At 44.5% G+C, this 19,157-nt stretch carries 7 protein-coding genes; 3 read left to right on the top strand and 4 right to left on the bottom strand.

Features of this window, described 5'->3' with window-relative positions; all coding sequences use genetic code 11:
- Positions 1-50 precede the first annotated feature (50 nt).
- From GXO74_01745 to GXO74_01755, 3 genes are all read left to right on the top strand, one after another.
- Positions 51-1,250, top strand: coding sequence for a hypothetical protein (locus tag GXO74_01745; GenBank protein NOZ60383.1), 1,200 nt, complete (start codon positions 51-53; stop codon positions 1,248-1,250).
- A 142-nt stretch (positions 1,251-1,392) separates the two neighbouring features.
- Positions 1,393-3,624 carry a T9SS type A sorting domain-containing protein gene (locus tag GXO74_01750; protein NOZ60384.1) on the top strand — a complete coding sequence of 744 codons (2,232 nt, stop codon included), beginning with the start codon at positions 1,393-1,395 and terminating at the stop codon, positions 3,622-3,624.
- A 174-nt stretch (positions 3,625-3,798) separates the two neighbouring features.
- Positions 3,799-6,903, top strand: coding sequence for a family 10 glycosylhydrolase (locus GXO74_01755; GenBank protein NOZ60385.1), 3,105 nt, complete (start codon positions 3,799-3,801; stop codon positions 6,901-6,903).
- A 73-nt stretch (positions 6,904-6,976) separates the two neighbouring features.
- Here GXO74_01755 and GXO74_01760 read toward each other — a convergent pair whose 3' ends face one another.
- The 4 genes from GXO74_01760 to GXO74_01775 form a co-directional block, all read right to left on the bottom strand.
- Positions 6,977-9,745 carry a T9SS type A sorting domain-containing protein gene (locus GXO74_01760; protein ID NOZ60386.1) on the bottom strand — a complete coding sequence of 923 codons (2,769 nt, stop codon included), beginning with the start codon at positions 9,743-9,745 and terminating at the stop codon, positions 6,977-6,979.
- Positions 9,746-9,871: 126 nt separating this feature from the next.
- The gene (locus tag GXO74_01765) at positions 9,872-11,644 is read right to left on the bottom strand and encodes a T9SS type A sorting domain-containing protein (protein NOZ60387.1); all 1,773 of its coding nucleotides are present in this window, start codon (positions 11,642-11,644) and stop codon (positions 9,872-9,874) included.
- A gap of 140 nt (positions 11,645-11,784) precedes the next feature.
- Positions 11,785-13,635: a hypothetical protein gene (locus GXO74_01770; protein ID NOZ60388.1), complete on the bottom strand. Its 1,851-nt coding sequence runs from the start codon at positions 13,633-13,635 to the stop codon at positions 11,785-11,787.
- An 82-nt stretch (positions 13,636-13,717) separates the two neighbouring features.
- The gene (locus tag GXO74_01775; GenBank protein NOZ60389.1) at positions 13,718-19,087 is read right to left on the bottom strand and encodes a PKD domain-containing protein; all 5,370 of its coding nucleotides are present in this window, start codon (positions 19,085-19,087) and stop codon (positions 13,718-13,720) included.
- Positions 19,088-19,157: the final 70 nt, after the last annotated feature.

A 19,157-nucleotide genomic window follows, 5' to 3' on the forward strand; every position in this document is an offset into this window, starting at 1 on the left:
TAAGAAAACAAAAATTCTAATAATCCCTGCTATTTGAAAGGAGAAATAAAATGAAAAAGCTTCACGCAATTTCAATTATTACGCTGATTTTGCTCACCACCGCCTTTTTCTTTGGCTGCGAAAACAAATACCCTGAGAGTCTCTGGGACCCCAATGCTCCTGCCGGCGCGCAGCCTGTTATCGAGCAAATAATTCCGGCAGACAGCACTTATGCCGGCGTCGGTGAAATTGTCATCAAAGGAAAAAATTTCTCATCGGTTAAAGATTACGACTTGGTCTTTGTCGGCGGCAAAAAAGCCGAAGTCGTTGCCGCGACTGAAACACAAATTACTATTAAATCACCGGTTATTATTGGGGATTCGTTGGAGATAAAAATTGCTGTTCACAAGACTGATCTTTTTAGCGACCCGGTGTACTATAAATTGAAAGCAGCCGTTTCTGTCATCGGTAATTTGGCAGAAAACAACTGGATGGCTTACGCCATTGCTGCGGATAGAGCGGGTAATGTCTACGTTGACATTGAGGGGAAATTACTCAAAAAGATTGACACCGAAGGAAATGTAACCCATGTCGCTGACGTTACTTTTCTCAAAGCGAACGGTATGAAATACGGCCCTGACGATAAAATTTATGCTGTTTTTGCTGCGGGACGTGTGAAAAAGGTGGCAACTGTAGACACTTCAGGCGCCGAGGGAACATACGTAACACTTCCCAAAGAGCCAAAGGATATTGATTTTGATGCCAGCGGAAATGCCTGGGTCACGGTCGACACTGATGTCTACCTCGTTAAGCCCGACCAGAGTAAAACGAGCGTCAAAACTTTTCCTTTAAAACTCAAAACGATTCGTGTTTTCAATGATTATATTTATGTGTCAGGATTTGATGACGCAACAGGGGAAGGAAAAATCTGGCGAGCGCCGATTCAAGGAGAGACGCTCGGAGACGAGGAAGTATTTTTAGACTTTGCAAACGAGGATTGGCTGACGGGCATTACGGTGAATTCTTTCACTTTCGACGTCGATGGCAAAATGTATCTCGCGACTGATAATACGGACGGAATTTTAATTTACAATCCCGCGGATGGCAGCCATGAGGCTCTATTCCCAGGATTAATTGCCCCGAATGTCTGGGCGTTCTGCTGGAGCGAAGGTAATTTCTTGTTTGCGATTCAACAATTAGACTCTTATTCCAATATCCTGAAAATTGACGTTGGCAAAACCGGAGCTCCTTATTACGGTCGTCAACTTTAATTTATTTCAAAATCTGTCGATCTTTTTGAAGTTTAATAAACCTGATTGAGAGGAGGTGATATCTCTTAACCCAACGGGGGAATACTTCTATTTATTCAATTAATTTTTTGTATCATCAATCATTAATTTTGAGGAGGTTTGTATGCAAAAAGCAAAATTGCTACTATTGTTATTCCTAACTATCTCGCTGGCGGTGCCGGCGCTGTCGCACGCCTGGGTCAAAGAAAGAGGCCCGGCATGGCAGTATGACAGCGTTTTTGCCGACTCAGCGGCTACCGGGGAAAAATATGTTTCCGGCGGACATGGCATCGTCGTGGACAAATATGACCGCGTTTGGTTAGGAAGCTACTATGCCGGCAATACAGGAGGTATTGTCGTTTTGAATGCTGACGGCACACCGACTGATTTTTCACCGATTGATTCAATTGCCTTCGCGGATACCACTTTCAATCTGGCGAAAACCAATGGCTGCCGCGGAATGAATGTGGACAAAGATGGCAACATTTTGTATGCTAACAAAAGCACATTAATCAAAATTGATGTCGAGACAGGTCAAGGGTTGGCGTATTGGGTTGGCCCCGGTAGTTTGACCAAACCGGCTGTAGATTCCGAAGGTTACATTTATATCGGTAAAGTTGTTGGCGTGGGTCCCATCAGCGTGTTGGATCCTGCTACTTTCGATGTGACCCAAGAGATCACGTTAGAACCTGCTGCCGGATATACTCGCGGTATCGAGGTAGCTCCGGATGGAAAAACGATCATCTCCGGAAATTTAAGCGCCGGCGGACCCGTTTATATTTATACCACCGAAGACTACGTCACTTACACCATGACGGATAGCCTCTATCTTGACGATTACGGACAGAATATTTTCAAATTCCAGTGCGTTACCATGGATTGGGGTCCGGACGGAAAATTGTGGATTTCTCACGATGATTCCTACGCTGCCACGGGAAAATACGAGAATGGTTTTGTCGTAGTAGACCTCAACACAAAAAAATATAGCTATTTCTTTGTGCCCATGGATTCCACAGAATACAACGGGCCGCGCGGTATTGCGTTCACCAATGACGGCAACACCGGCTATTTCACCAGTTTTACGGCAAACAAAGCTTTCAAAATCACACGTGCCGAATTAATGTCTCCGGGCGAGTGGGTTTACGATGACGGATTGAATGTCGGCTGGAGCTTTGACAGCTATCTTGATTCGCTCGAAACCGGTGAAAAACTTGTATCCGGCGGTCATGGCATCGTTGTTGATAAATATGATCGTCTTTGGATCGGAAGCTACTATGCCGGTAACACTGGCGGAATTATTGTTCTGAATCCCGATGGCACACCGACCGATTTTTCTCCGATTGCATCGGTAGCTTTCTCGGACACGACTTTTGATCTGGCAAAAACAAACGGCTGTCGCGGAATGAATGTTGACAAAGACGGCAATATCCTTTACGCGAACAAGAGCACTTTGATCAGACTGAACGTGGAAAACGGTGAAGGTTTGAACTACTGGGTCGGTCCTGGCAGTTTGACCAAGCCGGCAGTGGACGCGGAAGGTTACATTTATGTCGGCAAAGTCGTGGGCGTGGGACCAGTTAGCGTTTTGGATCCGGCTACTTTCGATGTCACTCAGGAAATCACACTGGATCCGGCGCCAGGTTATACTCGCGGTATTGAAGTTTCCCCTGACGGGAAGACGATCATTTCTGCAAACCTGTCCGGCGGTCCTGCCTATATTTATACGACAGAAGATTATGTTACCTATACTTACACTGACAGCATTCTGGTTGATACCGGCGGCTACCCAGTTTTCAAATATCAGGTCGTAACCATGGACTGGGGCCCGGACGGAAATCTCTGGATTTCGCACGATGATTCTTACGCCGCAACCGGACGCCACGATAATGGCTTTGTCGTCGTGAATCTGGAAACAAAACATTACGATTATTTCAATATGCCTGAAGATTCCACAGAATACAATGGCCCGCGCGGCATTGCTTTCAATAGCACTGGCGATATTGGCTACGCAGTAAGTTTCACTGCCAGCAGAGTGTACAAAATCGTCCGCACCGGAACAGATGTGCAGATTAAAGATTTTGTGCAATTGCCGAAAGAATATATTCTGGATCAAAACTATCCCAACCCGTTCAATCCGACCACAACAATTCCTTTCAGCCTGCAAAAATCGGGCAAAGTTGAACTCAAGGTTTTCGACATTCTCGGACGGGAAGTGATGACTCTGATCGATCGTCGCATGCAGCCAGGGTACCACAAAGTTACTTTTGACGGAAATGGGCTGGCTTCCGGTGTTTACCACTATCGTCTGAAATTTGACGGACAGGTTTACACAAAACGCATGCTGCTGCTCAAGTAGTTTTTGTTTGAGCTGTTATCAAACATAGCCGGCGAAAATTTTTCGTCGGCTTTTTTATTATGAATTCTCCGAAAAAAGTGACCTTAAATGTTGATTTTCATAATTTTTTTAACTAAATTTCATTGAGAGAACTTTTAGCCAGATTGAATTTGAAATCATTGAACGGGAGAATCTATGAGATTAAAATTGTTAGCGCTGATATTTTTTTGTCTTTCATTTGTCTTAAAAGCAGGCACGCCGAACGAAGAATTCCGCGCAACCTGGGTCATTACCTGGGAATATATCAGTTCCAGCAGCAGTCAGAGCCAGATAAAAGCGAGAATCCGAAAGATAATGGATGATCACAAAAAAGCGAATATGAACGCGGTGCTTTTTCAAATACGCCAAAGCGGAACTGCCTATTATTCTTCATCTTATGAGCCTTGGGGGTATTACGCCGGCTATCGCGATCCAGGATTTGATCCCTTAGCTTACGCCATACAGGAGGCGCACAAACGCGGGCTTGAACTGCACGCCTGGTTCAATGTTTTTGCCGCGTCTTCTACTCACGAAGGGACACCTGCCGCCGAACATCCGGAATGGATTACCCGCGACCAGGACGGCAATCCAATGACGCAACACATTGCCCTCTCTCCTGGCCTGGAAGAAGTGAGAAATTATACTATTCAAGTGGCGATGGAAATTGTGAGAAAATATGACATCGACGGACTTCATCTCGATTATGTGCGCTGGAATGAATACACCAACAGTCCACGCTCTCTCAAATTTGGAAAAATCGCCTCGGAAAAACGATTTTTGGATGGCATGATCACCGAAGAACAGATCGAAGAATTAAATACTAACATGTCGGGCCGTTATCTTTACGATTACCAACATCCTTTCAGCGCCGGAGTTCCGCAGGGATTTTCGTCATGGGATGATTGGTGGCGCTGGTCTGTCACTGACTTTGTTCGCGTGCTGCACGATTCCATTCAGGCAGTTAAGCCTCACGTGCGGCTTTCCGTAGCTGCGCTGGGCAGATACAACTGGGGCGGCTGGCAAGGTTACAGCTCTGTTTATCAGGATGCAGCGCTTTGGTTCAACGACGGTTACATCGAACAACTGACTCCCATGCATTACCATTGGCTGAGTGGACCAGAATTTTACGGAATGCTCAAAGGAAATGGCAGCGAGTCGTGGCAGCCGTGGATTCAGAAAGGAATTCAGGACGGAAGACTTTATTCAGTCGGACCTCCCTCGTACCGTTTGGAAGATAACAACATCTGGAGTCGACACGAGTCCATTGTGGACTATTCGCGCCGCGTGCCCTGGGTCGATGGATTCCAATTTTTTAGCTACGGCTCATGGGAAGATTACAATTACTGGGAAAAGGCGAAGTCTTTATTTTTTCAAAGAAAGACAAAAATTCGCGCGAGTAAAACGATTGACTCCACTCCGCCGGACTCGCCCACAATTACTTTGCAAAAAATTGATTCTTTGGACTACGTGCTGACAATTGTGCCGGCGGCTACGGTCACTGAAAATCAGTGGTTTGCAGTCTATCGCTCTGAAGACGATACTCCAGACGTCGACAACGACGAAATCATCAACATCCATTTTGGCAAAGACAACTACAGCACTTTTGATCGTTTTGACGGGCTGCAGGATTATAACGGAACTTACAAATATTTTGCCACAACGCTTGATCGATTTTGGAATGAATCCGCTCCTTCCACGTTGGCGCAGGGGGACTCGCTGCCATCTTTCGCGCCGATCGTGGTGGATGCTGATCCGGCGCCGGGTGACACGATTCCGGCAAATTCAATGATCCGTTTTCAGTTTTCCAAAACAATGGTGCCCGAATCTATTGAAAATGCGGTTACACTTTCTCCTTCAGCGACAATTTCTGAATATCACTGGTCTGACGATTTCAAAAGCGTGACTCTTGTATTTGATTCGCCGTTGCAACCAGCAGCGGAATATTCACTTACGCTTTCGGCAAATGTCACCGACGTCAACAATACGCCGCTCGATGGCAACGGAGACGGAGTTGCTGGCGATGATTTTACATTACAATTTTACACTTTGCCCAACGACTTGAACGGGCCTGTCGTTGTTCAGAGCAATCCAAATATTGACAATCAAACAACCAATTTTCCGATTGACGGCGTGATGACAATTGTTTTCAGCGAGCCACTTGATCCGACGACAGTGAACAACAATACAATCCAATTGTTCGACAGCAACGGCTTGATTCCGTCAAATTACAAACTGACGCCCATCAGAAAAAAAGCGATTGTGAGCGTGCAAACTTCTTCGCCGCTGGAAAATGATGCCTCCTACACATTAGTTTTTTCCAGTGAAATTTCGGACACTGCCGGGAATACGCTGGGCAACGATATTTCCATCGATTTCAAAACTTCCAATGTTTACTATCAGGAAACCATTGATATTGAAAAATTCATGTCCTTAACAAATTGGGAGCAGCCAAACTACAGCGGTTCGACCGTCGGCATTGTTATTCCGAACACGGCTTTCGAAATGTCCGGAGAGGCTTACTTGCCATCCGCGTCGAGTCGCCAGAGAAATTCGGCGCGTTTGCGTTACGAATGGGATTCCAATGCTGCGGAATATTTGCTGCGGGAATACGCTTCCGGTTCCGGAGTAAAAAATGTGAAATTTGACACATCGTATGTTTTGCAATGTTTTGTGTTTGGCGATGGCAGCAAAAATAAATTCCGTTTTAGTCTGCGGGAAGAAAATGGGCAGGGCTATCCTCTGGAAGTTTCCCAATGGGTGACGATTAATTGGTACGGCTGGAAAATCGTCGAATGGGATTTGAGCGACCCCAATTCCGTCGGCACATGGCTGGGAAATGAAATTCTGGATGGCAGCAAATACTACATTGACAGTTTCCAGTTGACGCACGAAAATAAAGAATCTGAGTCTGACGGGAAACTATTCTTCGATAATCTCAGAATAGTGAAAAAAAGCCAGGTACCTTCAGAAGTTGAAACGGAAAAAACGCAATTGCCGCGTACGCTTGTTCTTCGGCAAAATTATCCCAACCCGTTCAATCCGACGACAACGATTTCCTTTTCAATTCCAGAAAAGGGATTAGCGCAACTAACCGTGTTTGATGTCCTGGGCAGAAACGTTGCGGCAGTGATTAACGAAACGCTGGAGCCGGGAACTTACCAGATTCCTTTTGACGGTTCAAATTTGCCGTCAGGAATTTACATCTACCGCCTGCGTTTTGAGAATAAAACTTTTTCCAAGCAGATGCTACTGATGAAATAATTTGAAAACAAAAAAAGCCGGCGCCTCAAATTCAATCTGGTTGACGTCGGCTTTTTTATTAGATTCCTTGGAGCTATTTCAGCAACAGCAGTTTATTTGCAGCTTTTTTTCCCTTGCTGGTTTTTATTTGAAAAAAATAAATCCCTGATCCGACGACAAATCCATTATCATCACGACCGTTCCAGCGAATTTCATGGCTGCCCGCTTTCAAATTTCCCGCAAAGATGCGCGCTACCCGCTGACCCCGGAAATTGAAAATCTCAACAACGACATGGTCTCCCGTAGCTAATTGGAACGGGATCACCGTTGAATTATTAAATGGATTGGGATAATTTTGACCTAATTGGAATTCAGCCGGAGAATTTTCTCCTTTTTGCTTTTTGACCCCCGAATGGCGAGCAATTTCAAAAGTTCCGTCACTGATATCCTCGCTCGAGTTGCCATCGAAATCAATTACCGTCACTCGTGCCAGTCCGACTTCGGTCGCTGAGTCCGGAATCTGCCACAGAAAAATGCCGCTGGAATCAATGAAATCAACTCCCAAAGCGCCCAAATTTTGCCAGTGCACGCCATTATCCAGCGACAGCGCAAAAATCAAAGAATCAATCGCTCGGTTGTCCGAAGCTTCCCAGCGGAGTGTGTCCCCGTCGCCGGCGTACAATTTTTCTCCGCCATTTGGAAAAAGAACCGCAACAACAGGCTTAACCGTGTCAATCGCCACAAAATTGACACCCTCATTGGAGGCATTGCCGAGGACAACTTCTCGCTGCTGTGGATCAAAAATCGCCCAATCGGCTTGCGGCGAGACGACATAATTCCCGGGCTCCAATTCGTAGAATCCAAAATAGCCATTCTCATCGCATACGACGCTATCAACTTTGCCGCCGGATAATTGAACCAGCACATCGGAGACAGGCTGTCCCCTGCCGTCTAAAATCAAACCCGAAATTGTTAGCCAATAATTGTATTGAGCAATTGCCATGTGAGCTGAATCCATTACGACCGAAATTGGATTCCCCGCCATTGGCGCTCCATCGACGAGCCAATTTTCCAAACGAAGAGTATCCGTGTTCTGCAAAATGATTTCTGGCGCCTCGCTAATTTCAACAGTATCATCCTGATCATGCCAGCCAATCTGAGAGAATTCCCACAGGCCCGCGGGATCGGTTTTTATTGATAAATAAAATTGACGCTGAAATTCAACTTTTGGAGTCAAAACCGAATCTGCTCGCAATTGGTGGAATCTTGTCCCGCCATCTTCCCACGCCACAAAAACAAAGCGGCTTGCGGAATCCTGATTTGTCACAATAGAATCGACTCCGATTTCGTGTTCCGATTCGAATTGCCAGAATTGTTGATACGGCAGCGAAAATCGAGCACCATCAACGTAAACAGGCAAATCAGTGAAATTTCCGGCGATAGTGACCAAAATGCTGTCCGCTCGGTAAACGGATCGCAGTTCATGAGCCTTGTCCATGACAACATTGATTGGATTCCCCCAAAGAGAATCGCCATCAAAAACCCAGCGGTCGAATTGATATTTTATTTCATTTTTCCAAAGCAAATTGTTTGGAGTAAAAATTTCTATTACGGTATCAGCTTCGTGCCAGCCAGTTTGAGTAAATTCGACGAGGGAATCAGGCTCAGACATGATTTGCAAATAAAATTCATGGCGCCAGTCCGCCGTCTCTGTGATCGGATGATTCATAATTACCAGTGAAGCAAAATCGGAGCCGGAATAGCTACCAATCCCTGTTCCCTGCCATGAGGCAAAAACAAATCTTTCTGCGGAGTTTACGCTGTCCGCAGCGTCCACACTAAAATATGCGCTGTCGCCGGCATCGTACCAACCGGAACCGGCAGGATTTCCGTAATCCGAAACAATGGTCAAAAAATGTTGCAACTGCCAATTTGCGGTTTCGACGGCAGCTTCTGTAACTGCGAATGAAAAGGATGCTTCGCTGCTGGACTGAGCGCCTTCCCAATTCAAAAACACGGCCCGCGTCGTGTCGCCAAAGGCAATCAGAGAATCCACTGAGACAAACGCCTTGCTTCCGCTGAGGTACCATCCCTCGCCTGTCGGCACGCCAAAATCGGATTGTACTTCAACATAAAAATAGGACAAAAAATTGCACTGAAAAATCGTGTCAGCGTTGGCAACGACAATGTGCGCCGTGTCGCCGCCATCGCCCCAGCTATCAAATACGTATCGAGTGTCAGAATGAAAAATTTGCTCTTTTGCCACACCGAGGGCGTGCTCCGTGCCAGAGTACCAGGTTGTATCAAACGGCAAAATTCGTTGAACTTCGTCAATTTTAATTTTAACTGAATCACTGACATTCGCTCTGAAGTTTACTGTAATCAGCGGCGCAAAAATTCTAATTTTTCCGTCAGACGTAACAACAGGAGGATCCCCCGAATTGAATAAAAATTGATCAAAATGAATCTCCGTTGAATCGAGATGCTTACCGACAGCAAGAAACGATAACTTTATCAATTGTCCACTACCAGAAAGCGGTCGCACTCCGTAATCGCCGACTAAAATCTTCCCCGCCGTTTTATCATTTGCAAAGGGCTGCAATGGTTGCCACTGCTCACTCAGCGTCTGGGAAATAGCAAAACCCAGATAGCGAATCACAGTACTATCAAAAATCAAAGTAAATTGATAGGAATAAATCGAATCCGGCAACTCCGAAACAGTCAGCGGAACGACAATTGTATCGCCGATGGTAGCTGTCGTGTCCGGCAGCGCGACTTGAACTTGCGAAAATCCGGCGACCGCAAAAATCATGGAAGAGATCAAAATCGACCAAATCCCGCTAACAATTTTCAATCTTTTCATTTTCCCGCTACTCTTCCTCCGCTTTTTTTCTTTTAAATATGAAAAAATTCCTCCCCATTTAAAAAACCATAATAATTGCCCGAGAAGGAACTTTGTCTGATTTGTACCAGAAATTTTTCTTCCTGTTTATTGCAATTTAACTAAAGTCCTCTTTTCAACAAAGCCATTTAATTGAAATTGACAAACATAAATTCCACTTGCAACACTCGTGCCAGCATTGTCTTTACCGTCCCACATTAATTCATATTTTCCCGGCAGCGCTGAATGATTAAGCAACGTCTTTACTTCCTGGCCTAACATATTAAATATTCTTACATTAAGCTCGCCGGAAACATTCACATTGTACGGAATAACCGTACTCGGATTGAATGGATTGGGATAATTTTCGCCAATCGTGAAAGCAACTGTCCGAGGATCGCGCAAAACATTTAAATTTGCAATTTGTGTCTGACTCGCTTGCTGATTAATCTGAAATCTCATGACAACACTGGCATCAAATTCGTTTTTGTCCGGAATAAATTCAAATTCCAGGCTTCCGATCGTGTCGGAAACAGCGATGGGGTTTGCCGAATAAAATCCGAATATAATTTTTCCCAAACGATGATTGATTAGCAGCGGCGTCGTGTCTGAAAAATTTACGCCCTTAAATCTTAATTTTTCTTCAGGGAATTCAACCTCTCCGCTGAAAGATAAAATTGAATCCGAACGAACAATTATCGGGAGAGATACTCTGTTTCGCGACCTAAACTCTATTTTTGTCATGACGGCATTTTCAAAATCCGTCGCTTTTGCCAATCCTGCCTGAGACCAAGCGCCAGCGACATCGCCCAGTAAAATGCCTGTGAAATCGGCGTGGGAATGATTCGAGTTTAAATTTGAATAATTTCTTAAAGCCGGAATAAAATCCCACTCACCCGTATGGTCATCAGTTAATGGGTTCAATTCGACAACATATCTCGCGATTAGCGCCGCGTCAAATGCCGTGATCATTCCGTTGCGGTCCACATCGGCGGCAAGTTGCTGATTCTGATTGAGCGTATCCACTCCGACGGCGTGCCTGAGTGTGAGCGCCGCGTTGTACATGGTAATCGCCCTATTTTCTGAACGATCTAATTGACTTTTTCCCGGACGAATGGTAAAATTTCCTCCGGCAGAAAGATCACTAAACTGAAAATAACCGGACAAATTGGTCGATTTCTGGGTTATCTGCGATCCAGTCAAATGAACAGTCGCATTATCAATCGGATTTTGATTGGAATAATAGCGAACATGGCCGGCAAGCTGGTAAGTTTGATCCGAAAGGAGCGGCAGCAAAACCTGAAAGAAAGTTTCCGCCATGACGTGGTAGCCGGCATCGTTGGGATGGACATAGTCGTCCATCCACTCCGCAGTCCAGTTCGGATTTTGCTTGATGGCATTATTTTGATCGACAAAATGAATGTCCCAGCCGATTGCTTTTTTTTCGGTAAAAAGATTATAAATCAATAAATTCAGATCTTCAGTGCGCTGGGGGCGATTTTCGTAATCATCAAAACGCGGAATGAGATTGCAAAACAAAATGATTGTGTTCCGATTTCTATTGTGGATTGTATCTAAAATATTCTCAATTTCGACAATCGTAGATTCGTTTGATTCTCCTTGGCTAATATCATTTGTTCCAATGTGCAAAAGCACGATGTCCGGGGGATTCAGGCGAAGCCAGTTATTCAAATTGTCTAAAATTTCATCCGCACGGTAGCCGCTGTGCCCTTCGTGATGCGGATAAAATCCCGTACCGTCATTCTTCGAGCCGACCATGTCAAAATTAATGCCTTCATTCTGGAGCATCAGGGACAAATCATCGCGATATCCGGCAGGCTCGCCGTGTCTTCCCATTGTGATCGAATTTCCCAAAGGCATTATTTTCACCTGAGCGACAAGAGAATGGGGAAGGAAAAAAAGAGCCGCTACCCAAAAATATTTTTCAATCAAAATTTTGATAATAATCCCCCTGAAACAGACCCTCTGTCACGGCTTGTTTCACTGGCATTGTGATGTACCTACTTCAATTTCAGCAACGTTCTGTTTTGAACGAACCTGTCCAATTGAAACCGACAAACATAAACGCCATCAGCGACATTTACACCAAAATCATCTCGGCCGTCCCATTTCAGTTCGTATTTTCCTGGCACGACTGAGTGATTAAAAATTCCCTTCACTTCCTGGCCCAAAGCATTAAAAATTTTTACGTCCAAATTTCCGGCAACTTTGACATCATAAGGCACGACAGTAGTCGGATTAAAAGGATTCGGGTAATTGTTGCCAACAGTCAGAGAAGGCGCGTAATGCCCACACAGTCCGTTAAGGCTAATGAGTTGCATTTGGCTTGCGGCCTGATTAATCTGAAATTTTACAGCGACATCAACGTCAGACCAATTTTCCTCTCTAACTACTTCAAATTCCAGCCTTCCGATAGTATCTGAAACGGCAAGAATATTGGCCAAATAAAATCCGAATTTGACTTTTCCTTTTCGGTGATTAACCAGCAAATGTTCTTCTCGTAAAAATTTTGCTCCTCTAAACCTCAAAGCATTTTCCGGAAAATCTAATTCTCCGGCAAAAGACAAAAGCGAATCCGAATGAACAATTATCGGGACAGAAATTTTATTGGAAGAATGATATTCAATTTTACCTGCCAGAGCATAGTCAAAATTCCCCGCTTTTGCCATTCCCGATTGTGACCAGGCACCTGCGACATCGCCTAACAAAATTCCAGTGAAATTTGCATCAAAATAATCAGCTTCCAGGCTATCGTAATTCAACGAATCCGGCACAAAACGCCATTCGCCGACATGGTCTTGGCCAAATGGATCTAATTCGACTGCATATCTGGCGATTAATGCCGCGTCAAAAGCGGTAATTGACCCATTTTTGTCCACGTCCGCGGCAGATTGCTGGTTTGGATTGAGCGTATCTACTCCCACGGCATGCCTGAGTGTGAGCGCCGCGCTGTACATGGTAATGACATTGTTTTGAAAACGATCCAGTTTGTCTTTCTCCAGACGTACAGAGAAATCTTCGCCAGCCGTAAGATTCCCAAATTGAAAAGAGCCGGCGAAATTTGTGAGCATTCGATCACTCTGCGAACCAGCCAAATAGACAATCACGTTATCAATCGGATTTTGATTTGAATAATATTGAACCGATCCCGCAATTTGATGAGTCCGTTCAGCTAACAGCGGCTGCAAAACCTGGAAATAGGTCTCCGCCATGACATGGTAGCCGATGTCGTTGGGGTGGACGTTGTCAACCATGTACTCGTCGGCCCAATTACTATTTTTATCAAAAGCTGAAAATTGATCAACTAAATAAATATCATAGCCCTGGGTTTTCTTTTCATTAAATAAACTTTCAATACGCACATTAAGACGTTCATTGTAAATATACTCATTTTCCCATGTCACGCGGCGTGGAATTAATTTGCAAAACAAAATTTTTATTTGTGGTTTGTAATTATAAATTTTATCTAAAATGCCTTCAATTTCTACAATCGTTTGTGAATTCGGCTGGCCGGAGCTAACATCATTCGTGCCAATGTGCAACAGAATTACATCAGGATCGCTGTCAACCAGCCAAGTATCGACTTCTGCCAGTACTTGATCCGCTTTCCACCCTGGATGGCCTTCGTGATCTGAGTCGAAACCAAACCCGTCTGACAAACTTCCCACAAAATCAAAGTCGAAACCCATATTCAATAGCATAAAATACAGGTCATCGCGAAAACCGGCATAAGGCGGATCTCCCCCTTTGCCTGTTGTAATTGAGTCTCCCAAAGGCATTATTTTTACTTGAGCAAATAGTGCTTCAGCAGAAAGAAGAAGCAGCGCTGTCCACAGGCATCTTTTTTTCACAAAGCGAATGACGTGCCCCCTAAAAACCTCACATCGCCCGGATTAAAATTTATGAAAATCCGGGCGAAAATTTTGGCGCTCGTTATTTCATGAGAATCATTTTTTTCAATTCGCTAAAATAGTCGGTTTCAATCCGGTACAAGTAAACTCCTGAAGGCAATCGCCTGCCGCTCCCGTCTAGGGCTTTCCAGCGAATGGTGTAAAATCCCGCCGGCTGCGTTTCACTGACCAGAGTTTCAATTAGCTGCCCTTGCATATTGTAGACTTTCAGCAGCACGTGGGTTTGTTGCGCCAATTGATAATTGATACTCGTTCCCGGATTGAACGGATTGGGATAATTTTGAGAAAGAGAAAAATTATCCGGAATCTGTTTTTTCTGCTTATCGACGCTGGAAATCGTTCGAAAATGAGCAGTGATATTTTTGTTGCCATCAATCTGAATAATTGCCGGATTGTCTATTCCTTCCAGGTCGCCGGTCCAGTCATCGAATACGTAACCCGATATGGGCAACGGCGTTAAAATAACTACGTCGCCATCTCGATACCGAGACTTGAACGGCGTACGATTCACGCTTCCGGCGCTTTCCGGATCGATTGTGACGGAAATCGAGTAGTAAACGCTCAAAATCACAATCGGCTTGCCATCTGTCCAGTCGGAAACAATGCTGTTATTTGCCGCTGAACGCGCCCGAGCTTTGACTTTGTGAGTGCCCACTAAATTGTAAATATGACTCGCCGCCGAATCTCCCCAGGCAGACAAAGTGCCATCGCCCCAATCAAATTGGTATTGCACTGCATTCCCGAAACTACTCACTGAGCCTCCGGTTGTAAAAGCAATTGAATGTTCTAAATAACCTGTATCCGGACTGGCAATGAACATCGGCATTGATACGGTTTCTTGCGTTTGCTTGAAGAAAGCGATGATGCTTCGATTCCCATTTAGTGTTACAGTATCCGGATTCGTCGTACCCGTTAAATCGCCCTCCCAGTGGTCAAATTGATAACCGGAAGTGCCAATTGCAGACACCGCCACTTTTTCACCGAATCCGTACTTGTTTTTGTTTGGATTCTTTGTGACTAATCCTTTATCTGTCGGACTCACCGTTATGGTCAATATGTATCCCGTAACAGTGACCATCAGCGTGTCTGACCAATCAGAAATAACATTCGTGTGTGTTTTACAACGCGCCCGCGCTTTGATCGACATAATGCCTGTTACAGAATAAACGTGGTTTTGCAAATTTAATCCCCACTCTGAAAGCGAACCATCACCCCAGTCAAACTGATATTGCAATTCATGACCGAGATTACTGCTGCTGCCGGTTACGGCAAATTGCAGAGTTTGTCCTAAAATACCAGTTGTGGGACCGGTGGGTTTATTGGGTTGCGTCACAGTTTCCTGTGATTCCACAAAAACTGCCGTTACAGCTTTATTCCCCGTCATAATCAATTGTGCCGGAGTTTCGCTGCCCGTCAGATCACCGTTCCAGTGATCAAATGCATAGCCGCTAATTGCGCTCGGCGTTAGCGTCACGGTGTCGTCGTAAGCATATTCGGGTTTGGACGGTGATTTTCCCACAGTGCCACTTCCAACTGGATCAACAGCAATGGACAAGCTTAAACCAATGATATTAACGACTTGTACATTGTCGCCCCAGTTAGAAATAGACGTCGTATCGACCGCGCTTTTGGCTCGCGCTTTGACCGTTTTCGTCCCGCTGGAATTATAAATATGATCCTGAGTGTCGGCGCCCCAAGGCGACATGGTACCATCACCCCAGTCAAATTGATATTGTAAAGAATTACCCTGTTCACTGCTAGCCCCGCTCGCCATGAAGCTAAGCGGCTGCCCAATCATGCCAGTCTCAGGCCCGACGACAGAAGTCGGCGGGGAAATAAAATCCTGAGTGACTACAAAATAGGCATAAATTTCCTTGTCGCCGCTCATTTGAATATTTACAGGATTGCTGTTCCCTGAAATATCCCCCTCCCATCTATCAAAACGATAATTCGCATCTACCGCAGAAGGCGTATCTTCTTTCCCTGATGGGACATAATTCGGATTTGTTGTCAAAAGTAATTTATCCAGACGCGCGTTAACATCTCGAGAAATTACTTTCAATGAATGCTGCCCTTTTGACAAATTGAACGACTGAACCACATGATTATGCGATACTTTTTGCCATTTCCAAACATGATATTCCGGATCCAGATGCCAAGTGAGAACAGACTGGTCATCCATCTGAAAAAAGAAGCTGTCTTCTGTCCCGGAAAGAGCATAGCATCTACCCCAAATATAATACGTTCCCGAAGAGGGAATATCTACACCATAAGACGCGGTTGCAGACATTGGCGTAGAGCTGGTACTATATAGATAGTAATTTCCGGATGCTTGGGGATCGGTTCCCGTCGTAAATGGCGACGCATAATTACCACTCTCTGCCTCAAGTCTGATATTTGAGTTATACTCCTCTTTACCAGCAGGTTGATAAGTCGGATCGCTGGTAATAAGCAAATTATCCAGCCGAGCATTGATATCCCGCGTCACAATAGTTAGCGTATGCCAGCCAGGTGTCAAGTCAAATGTCTGTTCCACATGCCAATCAGATACTTTCTGCCATTTCCAGGCATTATAATATTCCGGATCCAAATGCCAGGTAAGCGTGTCAGAAGAGTTATCTACAATCAAAAAGAAACTATCTTCAGTGCTCGATAGCGCATAACATCGTCCCCAAATGAAATATGTTCCGAATTCCGAAACTTCAAACTGAATTTCCGCGCTCCCGCTTCCAGGATCTCTTGAGGTACCATAAATATATTGATTATCAGATGCCTCGTCGTCACTGCCAACAGCCATGTTGCCACTCAAGGCGCCGCTTTCAGCTTCCACTCGAATATTATCGTCTTTGGTTTTGGGGATGGCCATTAGCCTTACCCATTCAGCCGGATCGTAAACTGACTTAGAAGGATTTTTATCAATACTTCCCGATCCATCAGGAATGACATGAACAGTTAAGTTGTATTGAATTATTTCGGAAATCGTAACAGATAAGCCTGACGACCAATCTGATACTACTTGTGTGAACGTCTGGCTCCGCGCGCGCGCCTTTAATTCAAAAGTGCCATTTGTCACATAAGCATGAGTTCGCGTATCCCCCCCCCAACTGGATAAGTTTCCGTCACCAAAATCAAATTGATATTCGACTGGATTGCCTAAAGCAGATTGAGACCCGCCGGTTGAGAAAGTTAGATTCATTCCAACCTCCCCGGATGTAGGTCCTGTCGGTTTATTGGGAGTTGTTACAGATTCATGTGTTTCAGAAAAATGAGCCGTGATTGCTTTATTTGAATTCATTACAACCGTCACCGGATTTTGGCTTCCAGTCAAATCTCCGTACCAGGAATCAAAAGCATAAACACCGCCAGCATTCTCCTCTTTCCCTGAAGGAACAAATGTGGGGTCTTTGGAAAGAATAAATTTATCCAAACGTGCATTGACGTCTCTTGACACAAGCGTAATGGTATGACTACCGACGTCTAAATTAAATTCTTTTACCGTGTACCAATCAGACACTTTTTGCCAACGCCATGAATAGTAATGACTATCTAAATGCCAGGTGAGAGTATCCGGGCTACCATCCACAACAATAAAAAAACTATCTTCAGTTCCGGAAAGCGCATAACACCTGCCCCAAATTGCATAACTACCGGACTCCTGTACATCAAATGTATATTCTGCGTAGCCGGATTTGGGATGAGAGCTCGTATCATAAACAAATTGGCCTCCGGAAGCGGTAAGGTCATCCCCGACCCGCATCGCGCCAAATAGTGTCCCATTTTCCCCTTCGATGTAAATTTTATCAGTCGCCGAACTAGCCGCTTGTGCCGTGAGTTCTACGGTTTCGCCCTCCGCATAACTCAATTTGTCGGGGTTTTTCGTAACAGTCCCAGCACCGTCAGGGTCAATTCCGATATCCAATGTATAATAGGGAATCGAACTGTGAAAATTTGCAATAATAGTCCGATTCTTTAGCATATAAATGGTAACTGGATTTATTGTAGAAGAATCAATATCTCCGCTCCAATATTGAAAATCGAAATTTTCGTTTGCAGGTACAGCATGAAGAGTGACAGTTTCTTTCGGTTCATAGGCTAGTTTTTCAGGACTAGTGACAACCTCCCCTGCACCCAACGGATTAACAATAACGGTGAGAATGAATGTTGTATCTCCGTTTATTGTCACGGAAGCAAAATTCGACCATGCTGACTTGATATTTGTGTGTACGGAACAACGAGCCTGTGCCTTTATCTGAAAAATCCCATTGATCCCAAAAACATGCGATTGGGTGGGACTTCCCCAACCAGATTGCCCGCCATCCCCCCAGTCAAATTTGTATTCAACATCATGCCCCAAATTACTAGTAGAACCGCCCGTGGAAAAAGTCAATGACTCTCCCGTGTACCCATTAGCGGGCCCTGTTGGCGTGTTTGGAGTAGAAACAAACTCCTCTTCATCATTGACAAAATTAGCAATTATTGTGCGACTATGTAGCATATAAATATTTATTGGATTAGTGCTATTTACATCAATATCTCCACTCCAATGATCAAAATGAAATTCGCCATAAGCCACAGCGCGCATTTGCACCACCTCAGAATAGGCATATTTCTCGCGATCTGGGTCAAGAAGAACTGTCCCCGCCCCTTCAGGATTAATTTGGATTGTTAAAGTTAGCGTAGGAAAATGGATAGACTGAAGTACAGAGAAATAAGTATCCGCCATAACCGCATAACCGGCATCAGTCGGGTGGACATTATCAATCATATATTCTGTTCGCCAATTGTCATTTTGTGTAAATGCTGAGTATTGATCAACAAGATAAATATAAAAACCTTGATTTTTTTTAGTGTTATACAGCTCCTCAATTTTAGCATTTAGGTCTTGATTTTGAAGGTATTCATTCGCTGGTGTTTCTATGCGTGGTATCAATTTGCACAACAATATAGAAGTTTGTGAATTATAGGCATAAATTTTATCTAGAATTCCCTCTATCTCACTTATTGTCTGGGAGTTAGGTTCCCCTGAACTCACATCATTTGTCCCAATATGCAACAAGATTACATCAGGCGTACTATCAAGCAGCCATGTATCTATGTTTGCTAGTATATCATCTGCATGCCAGCCTCCGTGTCCTTCATGGTCAGCGTCAAATCCGCTTCCGTCACTCTGACTGCCAACAAAATCAAAATCCCAGCCGGCATTTATTAATTTTTGATACAAATCATCGCGATAGCCAGTATAGGGTGGATCGCCTCCCATACCTCGGGTTATAGAATCACCCAGTGGCATTATTCGATGCGTCGCAAAAACATTTCCGACTCCAATGATAAAAAATAAGGCAACTATTAATAATTTTCTGATCTCCATTCCCGGAACTAATTTTCGGTTCATCAACACCATCCTCCTCATAAAAAAAACTAAAAAGTTTTCCTTCCGTGTTTAAATTGATCCATAAAATTGC

Source organism: Calditrichota bacterium (assembly GCA_013152715.1).
Lineage (GTDB): Bacteria > Zhuqueibacterota > Zhuqueibacteria > Thermofontimicrobiales > Thermofontimicrobiaceae > 4484-87.